Origin of the sequence: Sphingomonas psychrotolerans (assembly GCF_002796605.1) — a bacterium.
GTDB lineage: Bacteria > Pseudomonadota > Alphaproteobacteria > Sphingomonadales > Sphingomonadaceae > Sphingomonas > Sphingomonas psychrotolerans.
Genome location: NZ_CP024923.1, coordinates 3,592,175 through 3,606,602, shown reverse-complemented (window position 1 = coordinate 3,606,602; position 14,428 = coordinate 3,592,175). Strand labels below are relative to the sequence as shown.

The window sequence follows — 14,428 nt, the reverse complement described above, 5'->3', positions numbered from 1 at the left end:
GGAGACGATCGTCACCAGATTTGCCGGACGAGCGGCTCGATGCGCAGCGTGACGCCATCGCCCCACCCGACGCCCGCACCGCCGATAAAGGCGGCGAGCCTCCGTCGACCGCCCTGAACATCGCGATTCGGCGGAGGTCGGCGAGATGGACGTGTCAGTTCGCCAATCGGGGGAACTGGCTGGATCGTGCGGTTGCCATCAGCGACGCCATGCCTTCTTCGACGGCCTCGCCGCGATACGGCTTTTCCAGGACCGGCAGAACGGCGCGAAGTTCCGGCTCGAGATCCTCGACGCGGAAGTTTGCCGACGTAAGCAGAACGGCAAGTCCGGGCCGGTGACGAAATATCCAGCGGGCCAGTCCGACGCCGTCATGGCGGCCGGGCATCTGAACGTCCGAGAAGACGCAGTCGACCGCGCTGCCGTCCTGCTGGAGAAGCACCAAAGCCTCGTCCGCGCTGGCGGCTTGCAGAACTATATGGCCCCTTCGTGCCAGATGATCGGCGATCTGCGATCGAATGCGCGGATCATCTTCGACGACCAGAACCCGCAGGATCGGGCTGACATCGCGAAAGTCTGAGGGTGCAAGATCCATAACGGGCGAGAAGTTACGCCTCGGCAATGAGATGACCAGTAAACAGTTGTAACCGGCTGACACCTCTATTGCCGTGACCGGGCAAGCGAGATGTAAATTGTTGTAAATTACCCGTTGCGGAGTCCCGGAGCCCGCACTTTACTGATATTCGAAAAATCCCTGCGGTAAATTGTCTTTCGTTCTCGAAGCAACCCACAACTGCCGGAGGGGCGACGCTCCGGCATGCTCCCCCACGGCATGATCGGGCACGCGGCCCCGCCTGACCCCCCCGGCGGGCGGGGCCAATCGCCCGAGGTCCGTGATCACCCCTCCGCGATTCCGCAGCGTGCCCTGTGCCCGAATCTACCGCGGCCGTTACAACTGTTTACAAGGCTGCGATTGTCGCTCTTCCGCCCCGTTGCTAGCAGCGGGACATGTCGCAGAGCAGCAGCCTTTCCGGAAACGCGATCGACTTGCACCTGTCGCACGCGCTAGCGATCCGAACCTTCGTCGCGGCGCAACACGACAGCATCGTCGCCGATCCACGGCACCGGGCTGGGGCGCTCATGGCTGAGCCCTATTGAGATCACGCAAGGGCCCTGCATGCGAATCGCAGTAGTCGATGACGATGAAAGCGTGATCGAGTTCGCTTCGGCAGCATTGGCCGCCGCGGACCATAGCTGCATCAGCTTCCGCACCGGCGCCGCGCTTTTGGCCGCGCTGCGCAGGCAAACCTTCGACTTGATCCTGCTCGACTGGAATCTGCCCGACAGTTCGGGGATGGAGCTGCTGCGCTCGATCCGGGACGCCGTTTCGCGGGCAACCGCGATCATCATGCTGACGAGCCGATCCGACAAGGACGACGTCGCCGCCGCGCTGCATGCGGGGGCCGACGACTATGTCGTGAAGCCCGAAACCGCGACGGTGATCGTGGCGCGCGTGCAGGCAGTCCTTCGCCGCGCCATGCCCACCGCCGTGCAGGATCGGGTATTACAGTTCGGTTCCTATGGCTTCGACCGTCTGACCGAACGGGTGAGTGTCGGGGACGAGGAAGTCGCGCTGAGTGCGAAGGAGTTCCAGCTCGCGCTCACGCTATTCGAAAACATGCACCGCGCGCTTTCCAGAAGCTATCTGCTGGAGACGATCTGGCAGAGCGCCGCCGACCTCTCGACGCGAACGCTCGACATGCACGTGTCGCGAATCCGCTCCAAGCTCAAGCTGACTCCGGAGAACGGCTACCGCATCGTGGCGATTTCCGGTTATGGCTATCGCATGGAGCGTTTCGGGGCAGAGAGTTGAGCATGTTTCTTGCGGTCGCACTCCAGACCGCGGCCGTTGCGTCCCCGCCTGCCCAGAGCGAGACGATTTCGTACGTCATCCGGCGCGGCGACACGCTCGAGCGGCTGAGCCGCAGCTTTCTGGTCCCGGAGCGCCGTTGGCAGGCGCTGCTCAAGCTCGCCGGGATACGCAATCCGAAGCGGCTTCCGGTCGGCCGGCAATTGCGCATCCCCCGGCAGTGGCTGCGCTTCAAGGTGGAGCCCGCCCGCCTCGCCAGCTATCGCGGCACGGTCAGCCTTTCGATCGGCGGCAGGACGATCTCACCCTCGCCTGGAGCCATTGTCGGTGAGGGGACCCAAATCGCCACCGCCGGGAACAGCTTCGCGACGCTGATGCTGGCGGACCGATCGCAAGTGGTGATCCCGTCACAGAGCCGCGTGCGCATTCGCGAGCTGCGCCGGATTCTGCTCACCGGCGCGATCGACTATCGCATCGACGTGGAAAAGGGCCGTCTGGAGACGAGGGTCACGCCGCTGGAACAACCTTCCGGCAGATACCGCATCCGTACCCCGATCAGCATGACCGCGGTGCGCGGAACCGAATTCCGCGTCTCCTTCGAAGAAACAGGCCGCACGGCCGCCACCGAGGTTCTAGCCGGGAGCGTCGCCTTTTCGGCGCCCGAAGCCCCCACCGCGCTCGCCCTCGATCGCAGCTTCGGCGCCACGCTCGATCAAGGCGGCGAACCGCGCGTCGAAAAATTGCTGGGCGCGCCGGACCTCGACGATCCGGCGCCGCTGCAGACGCGCGACGCCGTGGCGTTCCGCGCGCGCAAGCTGGCGGATGCGATCCGCTACCGGGTGGTGATCGCATCCGATGCCGGCTTCATCGACAATATCGCCGAGCAATTCTCCGACGATGGGGTGTTCGCGCTGCCCGACATCCCCAACGGCAATTTGTTCGTCCGGGTCTCCGCGATCGCGCGCAGCGGGCTCGAGGGGATGGCCCAGGCCTATAGCTTCACGCGCCGACTCGCTTCGATCCACGGCAGTGTCGAGGCCGGAGAGGACGGATATCGCTTCCGCTGGTCGGGGGCCGGCAGCGGCACGCGCCGGTATCGCTTCCAGCTGATGCGTGACACGCCGCAAGGCGCGCTGATGGTCGACGAAGTGGCACTCGCACACGATACGCTCACCCTGCGGCGGCTGGCCGGCGGCATCTATTACTGGCGCGTGGGCCTGGTGCAGATCGAGGGTGGCGAAGTCACCGAATCGTGGACCGATCCCGAGAAGCTGACGATCACCGATCCCTCTCGACCGCGCAGGCAGTAGAATTTGTTCCGGCGACTGCTGATCGAGTGGTGCGCGGTCGCGTTGCTGGTGCTGGCGCTGACGTTCGGCCTGACGCTGGCCGGCGCCACGTCCAAGGCCGACGATGCCCTCTACGATCTCGTCGTCGAACTGCGCGCGCCACCGGCTTCCGAACGGATCCTGCTGGTCACCATCGACGATGCCAGCCTCGCCGCGCTCGGCCAATGGCCGTGGCCGCGCACGCTTCATGCCCAGGCATTGGAAGTGCTCGCCGCCGCCCGCCCCGCAGCGGTCGCCTATGACGTGCTGTTCACCGAGCCCGCGCGTTCCAGCGGGGAGGATGCAGCGCTCGCCGGCGCGCTGCGGCGGACGAAGGTGGCGCTGCCGGTGCTTTTCGACGCACCCGGCGTGAACGGGCGCGCTTTCGAGACCGTCGCCCCGATTCCGCCCGCCGCAGACGCCGCCGCGGCGCTGGGACACGTGGCTTTGCCGCATGAGGCGGACGGCACTGCCCGGGCGGCGCTGCTCGAGGTGAACGACGGATCCCGTGCCTGGCCGCATCTGGTCGAACAGACGTACAGACTGGCATTCGGCCGGCCCTCGCCGGCGTGGCGGCGCGCGTCGCAAAGCGGCGAAATGTCGGTGCTGGTGCCCTATCGATCTGCCGGCGCATACCGCACCGTCTCGTTCGGCGACCTCGTCGCCGGGCGGGTGCCCCCGGCTTTCGTTCGCGACCATATCGTCCTTGTCGGCGCGGCGGCGGGAGGGCTCGGCGACCGTCATGACGTCGCCGGTGCGGGCACGCTCGCCGGAGTCGAGGTGCAGGCCAATTTGCTGAACGCGATGCTCGCCGACCGCTTCATCCGCGAGGCGCCGCTGGCGATCCGTCTGGCGGCGGGCGCACTGCCGAGCCTCATCCTGTTGTTGATATTCTGGCGGCTCAGGCCGTCCGGTGCGCTGATCGCCTCGCTTGCGATGTTTGCCGCCGTCGCTGCGGCGCCGATCGTGTTCATCGCCGCCACCGGGCTGTGGATCCCACCCGCGGCCGCCCTGCTCGGCGTGGCGTTCGTATACCCGTTATGGGGCTGGCGACGGCTGCACACGATCGACAAGGCCATCGCCTGGGAGCTGTCACGGCTGTCGGAAGACCTTGGCGGCTCAGTGACGCAGACCCCCGCGCGGCTCGATCACGCCGGACGCAACGCGCTCGCCCTCAGTGGCTCGATCTCGGCGCTGCAGGATCTGAAGCGCCTCGTCGCCGACACTGTCGAAGGCGTGGCCGATCCGCTGATCGTCACCACCATGGCAGGCGATGTGCTGGTCGCCAACGGCCGCGCCGAAGCGCTTCTCAGGCAGGACACCGAGGTTCGCGCTGCGCTTTACGGCATTCCCGCGGTCAACGATCTCATCTCGCTGGACGGCCGGCACTTCTCGCATCGTCGGACCTCGCTCACCGATGCCAATGGCGCGCAACGCGGCTGGATCCACCTTTTGGCCGAGATCACCGGGATCCGCGCGATCGAGCGGGACCGCGAGCAGGCCCTCGAATTCCTCAGCCACGACATGCGCTCGCCCCAGGCGTCGATCATCACCTTGCTCGAAGGCACTCCGGTGGACGGGTTCGGCGCCGATACCGCAGACAAGATCGCCTATCACGCCCGGCGGACGCTGGGGCTGGCCGAGAATTTCGTGCAGCTCGCCCGGCTTCACGAAACCAGCTTCGATCCCGAAGAGACCGACCTTCACGATTGCATCGGCGAAGCCAGCGACGCGCTGTGGCCGCTGGCGTCGAAAAAGGGCGTGCGCATCGTCACCCCCGCGAGCGAGCCCTGCTGTGTCGCGGGCGAACGCCACGCGCTGACCCGCGCCTTTCTCAACCTGCTCGACAACGCCGTGCGTTTCAGCCCCGCCAATGCCGAAATCCGCTGCGGGATCGACGCGGTGATGTCCGAAGGCAGCGCCCGGTTCGAGGCGTGGGTCGAAGACGAGGGCCCGGGCATCTCGGCGGAGCGGCTGGCAGACCTGACCGGACGCTTCGGGCCTCTGGCCGGATCCGCGCCCGGGCTGAGCGTCGGTCTCGGGCTGGCCTATGTCAGAACGGTAGCCGAACGCCATGGCGGCCGCCTGCGCTATGCCACGGTCTCGCCGCATGGCTCGCGCTTCATCCTCGCGCTACCGGCGCTCGCCTCCGCCCTTACCCATTGACGGCAGCGCGCACCATTTTGGGCAGGATCTTTCCCGGCGACGTCCCGCAATGCCGGGCAGCCGCGGCGTTGCGAAACAACACCTCCCCGCTCGCCCGGTCGATCATCCCGACGGTGAGCACGTAGCGCCGCGGACGGCACAGAACGATCGGGTTTCGCCGCATGCTCCTCGCTGCAGACTCGCCGCTTTCCGCGCGCTGCACCTCGAGCTCGGGCGCGGCGCTCGCCAATCCGACTTCGAGCCGGTAGCGCCCATTCGCCGTCTCGCGATACCCCTTGTCCGCAAGCGCGTCGCGGACCAGCGAGACCGCGCCGGCCACAGCCGCATCACTGTCACCCGGAACCGGCGCGAGCGCGTAAGTGGCATCCGCGAGCCCTTCGCCGGGCGGCGGCAGCCGGCCCTCGCGGCTGAGCGGAGACGTACAGGCGCCCACGAGCAACAGCAGCGCTCCTGCGATCAACGATCCCGTGTTCATGCCGCTCTCCAGTCGATACCGGGCCGGGCATAGACGAAACCGTCGCCGAGGCTCAACTCGGCGGCGGTCGGCTGGGGTGCGGCCGCCGGGTGGCTGCCGAGCCCCCGTTCGACGGATGCGACGGACACGGACCAGCGTTTGACCGGCGTTAACGATCCACATCAATGGATTGATTTTACATCATTTTACAAAATACCGGGAGCGAAACGACCTTTGGAACATTGTGGGTCTGCGGCTGCCTCCGGGTGCCGTAAAACCTTGTAACGCGCGCTTGCGGCGAGACCCTGCGGCTCTCAGATGCTCAAGCCTCACTGTCCCGAGGAACCCGAATGTCCCGCGTCTTGCGCCAGCCCCCCTGTTCACGCGCCCCCGGTTCCGGCCGTTGAGCAGCGCTACGCCTTCGCTTCGGCACGTGGCCAGGATGTTGGCGAAGCTGGAGGCCGAACGGTTCGACGGTCCCGGCGCAAGGTCGATCCGAGTGCGGGAGCGCAGCCCGACTGGCCTGGATCTCGGAGCGGAGAGAGTCCAGGCACGGTCGGCGATGCGCTGGGGGACGCCCGACATACGCGATGGCGGCTGCGACGGTACCGCGTCCTGAGACCATTCAGCGTCCGATCAGCCGCCCTACGATCCAAATGCTGCAGACATATCGAAATTCGGGATTCCAGGCGGCGTTCGGCGTCGAACCATAGCCCTCACCTGTGATTGGGAGGGGAATTCGGACGCCCAGGCATCGAGCTCGATACGCCCTAGAGCGCCTCGCCGCTGATGTCGGGCTTGCCCGGGCGCTCGGCGAAGACGCGGTATAGCAGCCCGCCGGCGGCGGCACCCAGAAGCGGTGCGATCCAGAACGCCCAAAGCTGCGCAAGCGCCCAGCCGCCAACCAGCAGCGCAGGGCCGGTGGAGCGGGCGGGATTGACCGACGTGTTGGTGACCGGGATCGCGATCAGGTGGATCAGGACGAGCGCCATGCCGATCGCGATCGGGGCAAAGCCCTGCGGCGCCCGCGCATCGGTGGATCCGAGGATCACGAGCAGAAAGCCCATGGTCAGGATGAATTCGATGAGCAGGCCGGCGGCCAGCGAATATCCTCCGGGAGAGTGCGCGTCATAGCCATTCGCCGCGAGGCCCGATGCCTGCAGGTCGAATCCCGCCTTTCCGGAGGCGATCAGATAGAGCGTCGCGGCGGCGAGGATCGCGCCGAGCAGCTGGGCGAGAAAATAAGGCGGGATATCGCGGGCGGGGAAGCGTCCGCCGATCCACAGGCCGAACGTCACTGCCGGATTGAGATGGCACCCGGAGATATGGCCGATCGAATAGGCCATAGTCAGCACGGTCAGGCCGAACGCCAGGCTGACGCCGACAAAGCCGATGCCGAGTTCGGGGAAGCCCGCCGCCAACACGGCCGAACCACAACCGCCAAAAACCAGCCAAAAGGTCCCGCAGGCCTCTGCGAGAAACCGAACGCTCAACCTGGGCATGATCCTGCCTCCCCCTTTGCGCTGGAGCCCATGGACGCATGATTCGGGTGCCGGTCAACAACGGCGGCGACCCGTCAGATCCACCGGTTTTCAGCCGATGCGCCTGTATACAGGCGCTCGGGCAATTGCGCAGCAATCCCGTTGCGGCGTTACAATGATTTACATTCAAGCCGAGGCCGGGCGGAGATGCGCGCGTTTCGCGGCGATCTCGGGCCGGGGCCCTCAGGGAGGCGAGCCCTGGCGGAGACGGAGGGATTCGAACCCTCGGTACCAGTAATCCCGGTACGGCGGTTTAGCAAACCGCTGGTTTCAGCCACTCACCCACGTCTCCGTAAGAGGCTCGAAGCCGAGGCCTATAGCGACCTAGTTTTGCGCGATCAACGGCATAACCGTCTCGACGCAAAATCGATTCCCCTCATCGTCCGTTCATTGCAGGGTCAGGCGTGCCGGCGTAGCGTGGGGGGCTGGTTTTCTGGGGGTGATGAATGCGCGTGCGGACCTTGATGCTGTGGGCGGCGACGGCCGCGCTCGGGCTCGGCACTGTTCCCGCCGCGGCCCAGATCACCACGATCGATCCCAATACGGCGATCGATTCGGACCTGCAGTCACCGCCGCCGCCGCCGCAGAACGAGCCCCAGCCGGTCGATCAGGGCGCGTATCAGGAGGTTCCCCGCAACGAAGCCCCCGTCGACGCGCAGGCCGCGCCACCGCCCGCGGATGCGAACACGGCGGAAAATGCGCGCGCGCAGGCGACCAACACCTATCAGCGCGACGATCTGATCGGCGCAGCCGAGGGCGTGTTCGGCAAGGGCGCGTCGGGGCTCGCCGGGATCCTCGAGAACATCCTCAAGGATCAGGGCCAACCCAATGCCTATATCGCCGGGCGCGAGGCGGGCGGCGCGATCGGCGTCGGCCTGCGCTACGGCTCGGGCGAGCTGTTCCACAAGGTCGAGGGGCAGCGAAAGGTCTATTGGACCGGGCCGTCGATCGGTTTCGACATCGGCGGCGATGCCAACAAGGTCTTCGTGCTGGTCTATAATCTCTACGACAGCCAGGAGCTCTACAAGCGCTTCCCGTCGGGCGAGGGGCGCGTCTATTTCGTCGGTGGATTCTCGGCGAGCTATATGCGGCGCGGCGACGTGGTGCTGATTCCGGTCCGGCTCGGGGTCGGTTGGCGGCTGGGCGTCAACGCCGGCTATATGAAATTCAGCGAGAAGCAGCGCTGGCTGCCATTCTGATCCACAGACCGCGGTTGACTTCAACCTCTTGGGAACAAAGGCGCGTAAAACCCGTTTCGCCCGGCGAGCCGGGCCGCATGTGGGACCCGCGGGAACCCCATGACGCGTATCGCGGCCGCTTCCACCGGACCAGAGATGAATCGCTTCGAGCTTCTGGTTCAGAGCGTCACCGATTATGCGATCTACATGCTCGACCCCACCGGAGTGGTGGCGAGCTGGAACGCCGGCGCGCAACGCTTCAAGGGGTATGAAGCGGACGAGATCATCGGCCACCATTTTTCGCGCTTCTATACCGACGAGGATCGCGCAGCGGGCATTCCCGTCATCGCGCTACGCACCGCCGAGGAGGAGGGCCGCTTCGAGGCCGAAGGCTGGCGTGTGCGCAAGGACGGCACCCGCTTCTGGGCCAATGTCGTCATCGATCCGATCCGCGATCCTTCGGGTCAGCTGGTCGGCTTTGCGAAGGTGACGCGCGACCTCACCGAGCGCCGCGCCGGTGAGGAAGCATTGCGCCGCAGCGAGGAGCGCTTCCGTCTGCTCGTCCAGAGCGTGACCGATTATGCGATCTACATGATCGACGTGGACGGCAATGTCGCGAGCTGGAACGCCGGCGCCGAGCGCTTCAAGGGCTATCGCGCGGACGAGATTATCGGCCGCCATTTCTCCAATTTCTACACCGATGAGGATCGCGCCGCGGGCATTCCGCGAAAAGCGCTCGAGCTGGCGCGGACCGAGGGCCGCTTCGAGGCCGAGGGCTGGCGCGTGCGCAAGGACGGCACGCATTTCTGGGCCACTGTCGTCATCGATCCGGTACGCGATCCCTCGGGCATCCTGATCGGCTTCGCCAAGATCACCCGCGATCTCACCGAACGGCGCCGGTCGCAGCTCGCGCTCGAACAGGCGCAGGAGGCCTTTTTCCATGCCCAGAAAATGGAGGCGATCGGCAAGCTGACCGGCGGGGTGGCGCACGACTTCAACAATCTGCTCGCCGCCATCGTCGGCAGTCTCGATCTCGCGCGCCGCAAACTGGCAGGAGGCGGCGACGTCTCGCGCTTCATCGACAATGCGATGAAGGCCGCCGAGCGCGGCGCGACGCTCACCCAGCGGATGCTCGCCTTCGCACGCAAACAGGAACTCAAGCTCGAGACCGTCGACCCTTCGGCACTGGTCCGGGGCATGGCCGATCTGCTTCAGCGCACGATCGGCGGCGGCATCCGCATCGACACCCAATTTCCCTTGCTGGTGAAGCGAGTGCACGCCGATCCGGCGCAGCTCGAGCTGGCTTTGCTCAACCTCGCGGTCAATGCCCGGGATGCAATGCCCGATGGCGGGCGGATCGTCATCGCCGCGCGAGAGGAACGGGTCGTGGCCGGCGAAGGACTGAAGCCCGGCACCTATGTCTGCCTCTCGGTGTCCGATACCGGCGCGGGCATGGATCCCGCCACGCTCGCCCGCGCGACCGAGCCGTTCTACACGACCAAGGGCGTCGGCAAGGGCACCGGACTAGGTTTGTCGATGGCGCACGGTTTTGCCGAGCAATGCGGCGGCAAACTGGTGCTCGACAGCCGGCTCGGCGAAGGCACCACCGCCGACATCTGGCTCCCTGTCTCGGAGGGCGCGCTGACCGAACAATCGATCACGCCCGTCGAAGACCGCAGCACGCACGTTCGGCAACTCGTCATACTCGCCGTCGACGACGACGCGCTGGTGCTCACCAACACCGCGGCGATGCTCGAGGACGGCGGCCACCGCGTGCTCCAGGCCACCTCGGGCAGAGTCGCCCTCCAATTGCTCAGCGAGTGCCACGTCGACATAGTCGTCACCGATTTCGCGATGCCCGAAATGAACGGCGCCCAGCTGGCCGAGGCGGCGCGAGCGGGCTGGCCGGCACTGCCGGTGCTGCTCGTCTCGGGCTATGCGGAGCTCCCGGAGGGGATTGCGAACGACCTTCCTCGCCTCGCCAAGCCGTTCCGGCAGGATCAGCTGCTGCCGGCGGTCGAGCAGGCGGCGGCCGCGCGGAATGCCGGGGGCGCCGTGGTCCAGTTCCCGGGGCGCAAGCGGCGCCAGGATTGACCGAGCCTGGCGGTCACCAGCCCCATCGCCGCTTCGGCCTAGGCGGTGGAGGTTCGGCAGGCTCGCGATGGACCATCCAGCTATGGTTCTCCACGATCACCGCCGGTACCATCCTCCCGCGCGCATCGCGCGACGGGCGGAAGCGGAAGCGCGCTTCGATCAGCCGACAAGTCGTCGCATCGAGTTCGGCGCTGCCGCTCGACCGGGTGATTTCGCAGTCCCGAACCCGGCCGTCGGTCCAGACGAGATAACGCACCCCCACGGTCCCGCCCACTCCGGCCTCGGCCGCGCCATCAGGGTAATCCGAATCCTTCAGCTCGCCGCGCGTCCAGCGGGGCGGAGTTTCGGCGCCGCCATCACCGCTGCCGTCCCCCTCACCGCCGCTGCCACGCCCATCGCCTTGCCCACCGCTGCCGGTGCCGGGACCGGCAATCTCGGCACTGCCGGCGGACGGATCGCCACCCGCCCCTGCAATCGGCGCGGCAATGACCGGCGTCGGCACGGGCAAGCGCAGCACAGGTTCAGGCGCCACGATCTCGGTCGGCTCCGATCGCAAGTTCGGGGGCGAGGCCGCGCCTTCGCGTCGACTGCTTTGCAGCCGGTGCGGCCTGAGCTTCTCGCGCTGCGGCGGGGGCGGATCGGGTCCGATCTCGAAGATCCGGAGCGCCTCTTCGGGGGATGCCCCCCTGCCCAGCGCCAGCCCGGCGACCAGAGCATAGCCGAGCGCAACGGTCAGCAGCGCCGCGGCCAGTGCCGCCCTGCTCCGCTCCATTCGCGTCGATCGTACGAAACCCATGCGGAAGGAACGTCCGCGCCTGCCACCGGGATGCATTGCGCATCCCCGTGCACAGGCGTCAGCCGAACTCGACTGCCTCGAACCTCACCGGCGCGCCGATCGCCGCATTGGCGAGTTGGCCTTCCCACATCACCCGATTGCCGCGGATGATCGTCCCCACCGGCTTGCCGGTGAGCGTCATGCCGGTGAACGGCGACCAGCCGCAGCGCGAAGCGAGCCATTGCTCGTCGATCGTCCAGCGCGCCTTGAGATCGACCACAGTGAAATCCGCGTCATAGCCCACCGCGATCCGTCCCTTGCCGACGATCCCGAAGATGCGCTGCGGTCCGGCGCTGGTCATGTCGATCAGCCGCTGCAGCGTCAGCCGCCCCTCGGCGACGTGATTGAGCATCAGCGGCAGCAGCGTCTGCACCCCGGGCATCCCGCTCGGGCTGGCGGGATACTCCTTCGCCTTCTCCTCGCGCGTGTGCGGCGCGTGATCGGATCCGATCACGTCGGGAACGCCTTGATTGAGCCAGCGCCACAGCCCGTCGCGATGCGCGCCCGAGCGGATCGGCGGGTTCATCTGGGCGAAGGTGCCGAGCCGCGGATAGGCGTCTTCGCCGGCCAGCGTCAGATGCTGCGGCGTGACTTCGCAGGTTGCGATATCCTTGTTCCTGCCCAGCAGCTCGAGCTCGGCGGGGGTGGTGACGTGGAGCACATGGATCCGCCGTCTGGCTTCGCGCGCCAGCCGCAGGATTCTCTGCGTCGCCAGCAACGCGCTCTCGTCGTCGCGCCACACCGGATGCGAGGCGGGGTCGCCCGCTACCCGCTCGTCCATCCGCGCGTTCATCCGCGCTTCGTCCTCGGCATGGATCGCGACGCGTCGCTTGCCCGAGGCGAGCACTCGCGCCAGCTCCGAATCCTCGGCGACGAGCAAGTCGCCGGTCGAGGCGCCCATGAAGATCTTGACGCCCGCAGTGCCCGGCAGCCGTTCGAGTTCCTTGAGCAGCGGTGCGTTGGCGGCAGTCGCGCCGACATAAAAGGCATGATCGCACCACATGCGGTCCCTGGCCCGCGCCAGCTTGTCGTTGATCGCTTCGGCGCTGTCGGTATTGGGCTTGGTGTTCGGCATCTCGAACACCGCAGTCACTCCGCCCAGCACCGCCGCCCGGCTGCCGCTTTCCAGATCTTCCTTGAGCTCGAGTCCCGGTTCGCGGAAATGGACCTGGCTGTCGATCACGCCGGGCAGCACGTCGAGCCCGGTGCAATCCACCGTCTCGCCCGCGTCGCCGACATCGCCGATCGCGACGATGCGCCCGCCGCTGACGCCGATGTCGACATCGACAGGTCCACCGGGCAGATGCACTCGCCCGCCCTTAAGCTTGAAATCGACGTTCGTCATATCGCCCTCTTCCGTCGCGCGTCCCTGGCTCCTACCTGTTCCCCATGAACGAGACCAGTCCCGGAACATGGCTGCCCGATCGCGCGCTGCTGCGCGTCGGCGGCGAAGACGTTCGCGGCTTTCTGCAGGGGCTGGTGACGCAGGACCTCGCACTGGTGACGCCCGCCACGCCGCAATGGGCGGGGCTGCTGACTCCGCAAGGGAAAGCACTGTTCGATTTCCTGCTTTGGGCGGATGGCGACGCGATCCTGATCGACTGCGAGACAACCCGGCGCGAAGCGCTCGCCCGACGTCTGACGCTCTATCGCCTCCGCCGCCCGATCCTGATCGAGCCGGTCGAAGGCGGCGTCCACTGGAGCCTGGAAGAGGAAGAGGGCGTCGCCGATCCGCGCCTGCCAGCGCTGGGCCGCCGCTGGCTGGGTCCCGGGGCCGGCAGCCCTGCCACCGGCTGGCTGGCGCATCGCCTTGGCCTGGGTGTGATCGAGGGCATGGACGAACTCGGCCAGGACAAGACGCTCTGGCTCGAATGCAACGCGGCAGAACTGAACGGAGTCAGCTTCACCAAGGGCTGTTATGTCGGCCAGGAAAACACCGCGCGGATGCACTATCGCGCCAAGGTCAATCGCCGGCTGGTAGTGGCGCCGCTCGGCGAGCCGGGGGAGCGGACCCGGACGCGCTATCCGGATTTGGGCCTGATGATCGAATTACGGCGAACCGAGGCGCTCGGCGATGCAATCACGCCGGAGTGGCTGTCGGCCGCCTTAGGGGGTTCGCCGGACACCTGATTGCCCGCCCGGCATGCGCGCCCGACGCCTGCCAACCAGCGCAGGATCATCGTCTGGGATCGCGCCGAATAGACCAGCGCGTGCCCCGCCTCGGGCACCAGCCCTAGCCTCACGTTCCTCGCGACGCCGGCCAACGTCGTGCTGTGACGCGCCGGGATCAGGTGATCGGCGGTCCCGTGGAGCAACAATATCGGAGCCTCCACGCGCCTGATCTTCGCGCGATTATCGAAGCGGTCACGCAGCAACACCCGCACCGGAACCCAGGGATAAAGCGGCGCCACCACATCGGGCATGCTGGTAAATCCGGAAACGAGTACGAGCCCGGCCACCGGCGCGCCGGCGGCGATCTCCGTCGCAACGCCAGAGCCGAGCGAGTTACCGACGACGACGATGCAGCGGAAATCCACCCCGCGCTGCATTAGCCAGGCCAAAGCAGCTCGCCCGTCGCGATACAGCCCCTGCTCGCCGGGGCTGCCGGGATTTCCGGCGTAACCGCGATACTCGACCAGCAACAAGCCATAGCCGGCGGCGCCGATCGCGCGCGTCGCGTCGTCGGCGCCCGCCAGACTGTCGCCATTGCCGTGAAAGAAGACGATCGTGGCAAGGTTGCCGGAGTTCGGCCGATAGGCGGCTGCCAGCCTCAAACCATCCTCAGTATTCAATTGCGCTGCCCCGAAGCCGGGCGGGGGTGCCGCACTCGCGCCGCGCGGGGCGGGGAACAGCAGGGCACGCTGCGTGAAAAACAGCGCGAGCACTATCGTGAAATAGAGCGCCGATAGCGCGACAAAGATACGCAACGCCGTCCGGGAGCTCATCTGAATAAGCTCACGGTTTC

At 66.8% G+C, this 14,428-nt stretch carries 14 protein-coding genes and 1 tRNA gene; 7 read left to right on the top strand and 8 right to left on the bottom strand.

Features of this window, described 5'->3' with window-relative positions:
• Positions 1–154: 154 nt before the first annotated feature.
• Positions 155–592 carry a response regulator gene (locus tag CVN68_RS16480; RefSeq protein ID WP_100283166.1) on the bottom strand — a complete coding sequence of 146 codons (438 nt, stop codon included), beginning with the start codon at positions 590–592 and terminating at the stop codon, positions 155–157.
• A gap of 413 nt (positions 593–1,005) precedes the next feature.
• On the opposite strand from CVN68_RS16480, the gene CVN68_RS23395 reads away from it, so the two are divergent.
• From CVN68_RS23395 to CVN68_RS16465, 4 genes are read left to right on the top strand one after another with little or no spacing between them, the layout of a single operon-like run.
• Positions 1,006–1,155 (top strand): hypothetical protein, encoded by a 150-nt coding sequence (locus tag CVN68_RS23395; protein ID WP_158298924.1) that lies wholly within the window; start codon positions 1,006–1,008, stop codon positions 1,153–1,155.
• Between the two features lie 19 nt (positions 1,156–1,174).
• The gene (locus CVN68_RS16475; RefSeq protein WP_100283165.1) at positions 1,175–1,870 is read left to right on the top strand and encodes a response regulator transcription factor; all 696 of its coding nucleotides are present in this window, start codon (positions 1,175–1,177) and stop codon (positions 1,868–1,870) included.
• A gap of 2 nt (positions 1,871–1,872) precedes the next feature.
• Positions 1,873–3,177, top strand: coding sequence for a FecR domain-containing protein (locus tag CVN68_RS16470; protein ID WP_100283164.1), 1,305 nt, complete (start codon positions 1,873–1,875; stop codon positions 3,175–3,177).
• A gap of 3 nt (positions 3,178–3,180) precedes the next feature.
• The gene (locus CVN68_RS16465) at positions 3,181–5,361 is read left to right on the top strand and encodes a CHASE2 domain-containing protein (RefSeq protein WP_100283163.1); all 2,181 of its coding nucleotides are present in this window, start codon (positions 3,181–3,183) and stop codon (positions 5,359–5,361) included.
• On the opposite strand, the gene CVN68_RS16460 is transcribed toward CVN68_RS16465, so the two are convergent.
• The 4 genes from CVN68_RS16460 to CVN68_RS16450 form a co-directional block, all read right to left on the bottom strand.
• Positions 5,351–5,836 (bottom strand): DUF4136 domain-containing protein, encoded by a 486-nt coding sequence (locus CVN68_RS16460; RefSeq protein WP_100283162.1) that lies wholly within the window; start codon positions 5,834–5,836, stop codon positions 5,351–5,353. The genes CVN68_RS16465 and CVN68_RS16460 overlap by 11 nt on opposite strands.
• On the bottom strand, positions 5,833–5,964 hold the full coding sequence (locus tag CVN68_RS24215; RefSeq protein ID WP_267893708.1) for a hypothetical protein: 132 nt from the start codon (positions 5,962–5,964) through the stop codon (positions 5,833–5,835). Before CVN68_RS24215 ends, CVN68_RS16460 begins: the two co-directional genes overlap by 4 nt.
• Before the next feature lie 621 nt (positions 5,965–6,585).
• Positions 6,586–7,317 carry an aquaporin Z gene (aqpZ, locus tag CVN68_RS16455; protein WP_100283161.1) on the bottom strand — a complete coding sequence of 244 codons (732 nt, stop codon included), beginning with the start codon at positions 7,315–7,317 and terminating at the stop codon, positions 6,586–6,588.
• Positions 7,318–7,555: 238 nt separating this feature from the next.
• Positions 7,556–7,648 (bottom strand) — tRNA-Ser (locus tag CVN68_RS16450).
• A 154-nt stretch (positions 7,649–7,802) separates the two neighbouring features.
• Here CVN68_RS16450 and CVN68_RS16445 point away from each other — a divergent pair.
• Both CVN68_RS16445 and CVN68_RS16440 read left to right on the top strand, forming a co-directional pair.
• Complete coding sequence (locus CVN68_RS16445) at positions 7,803–8,555, top strand: DUF1134 domain-containing protein (RefSeq protein ID WP_100283160.1); 753 nt, start codon at positions 7,803–7,805, stop codon at positions 8,553–8,555.
• Between the two features lie 99 nt (positions 8,556–8,654).
• The gene (locus tag CVN68_RS16440; RefSeq protein ID WP_100283159.1) at positions 8,655–10,628 is read left to right on the top strand and encodes a hybrid sensor histidine kinase/response regulator; all 1,974 of its coding nucleotides are present in this window, start codon (positions 8,655–8,657) and stop codon (positions 10,626–10,628) included.
• 13 nt (positions 10,629–10,641) lie between these two features.
• On the opposite strand, the gene CVN68_RS16435 is transcribed toward CVN68_RS16440, so the two are convergent.
• Complete coding sequence (locus CVN68_RS16435; protein WP_100283158.1) at positions 10,642–11,400, bottom strand: energy transducer TonB; 759 nt, start codon at positions 11,398–11,400, stop codon at positions 10,642–10,644.
• Between the two features lie 82 nt (positions 11,401–11,482).
• Positions 11,483–12,808: a dihydroorotase gene (locus tag CVN68_RS16430; protein ID WP_100283157.1), complete on the bottom strand. Its 1,326-nt coding sequence runs from the start codon at positions 12,806–12,808 to the stop codon at positions 11,483–11,485.
• 44 nt (positions 12,809–12,852) lie between these two features.
• On the opposite strand from CVN68_RS16430, the gene ygfZ reads away from it, so the two are divergent.
• Complete coding sequence (ygfZ, locus tag CVN68_RS16425; protein WP_100283156.1) at positions 12,853–13,593, top strand: CAF17-like 4Fe-4S cluster assembly/insertion protein YgfZ; 741 nt, start codon at positions 12,853–12,855, stop codon at positions 13,591–13,593.
• Here the strand turns inward: ygfZ and CVN68_RS16420 are convergent.
• A complete protein-coding gene (locus CVN68_RS16420) occupies positions 13,485–14,390 on the bottom strand; it encodes an alpha/beta hydrolase (RefSeq protein ID WP_233503390.1) in 906 nt (301 codons plus the stop codon). The two genes, ygfZ and CVN68_RS16420, sit on opposite strands and share 109 nt — an antisense overlap.
• Between the last annotated feature and the right edge of the window lie 38 nt (positions 14,391–14,428).

Bases quoted from the DNA above. Each gene is read 5' to 3' on its own strand.
- CVN68_RS16440 (WP_100283159.1), top strand. From the start codon at position 8,655: ATGACGCGTATCGCGGCCGCTTCCACCGGACCAGAGATGAATCGCTTC.
- CVN68_RS16430 (WP_100283157.1), bottom strand. From the start codon at position 12,808: ATGACGAACGTCGATTTCAAGCTTAAGGGCGGGCGAGTGCATCTGCCC.
- CVN68_RS16480 (WP_100283166.1), bottom strand. From the start codon at position 592: ATGGATCTTGCACCCTCAGACTTTCGCGATGTCAGCCCGATCCTGCGG.
- ygfZ (WP_100283156.1), top strand. From the start codon at position 12,853: ATGAACGAGACCAGTCCCGGAACATGGCTGCCCGATCGCGCGCTGCTG.
- aqpZ (WP_100283161.1), bottom strand. From the start codon at position 7,317: ATGCCCAGGTTGAGCGTTCGGTTTCTCGCAGAGGCCTGCGGGACCTTT.
- CVN68_RS16435 (WP_100283158.1), bottom strand. From the start codon at position 11,400: ATGGAGCGGAGCAGGGCGGCACTGGCCGCGGCGCTGCTGACCGTTGCG.
- CVN68_RS16460 (WP_100283162.1), bottom strand. From the start codon at position 5,836: ATGAACACGGGATCGTTGATCGCAGGAGCGCTGCTGTTGCTCGTGGGC.
- CVN68_RS16475 (WP_100283165.1), top strand. From the start codon at position 1,175: ATGCGAATCGCAGTAGTCGATGACGATGAAAGCGTGATCGAGTTCGCT.
- CVN68_RS23395 (WP_158298924.1), top strand. From the start codon at position 1,006: ATGTCGCAGAGCAGCAGCCTTTCCGGAAACGCGATCGACTTGCACCTG.
- CVN68_RS16470 (WP_100283164.1), top strand. From the start codon at position 1,873: ATGTTTCTTGCGGTCGCACTCCAGACCGCGGCCGTTGCGTCCCCGCCT.
- CVN68_RS16445 (WP_100283160.1), top strand. From the start codon at position 7,803: ATGCGCGTGCGGACCTTGATGCTGTGGGCGGCGACGGCCGCGCTCGGG.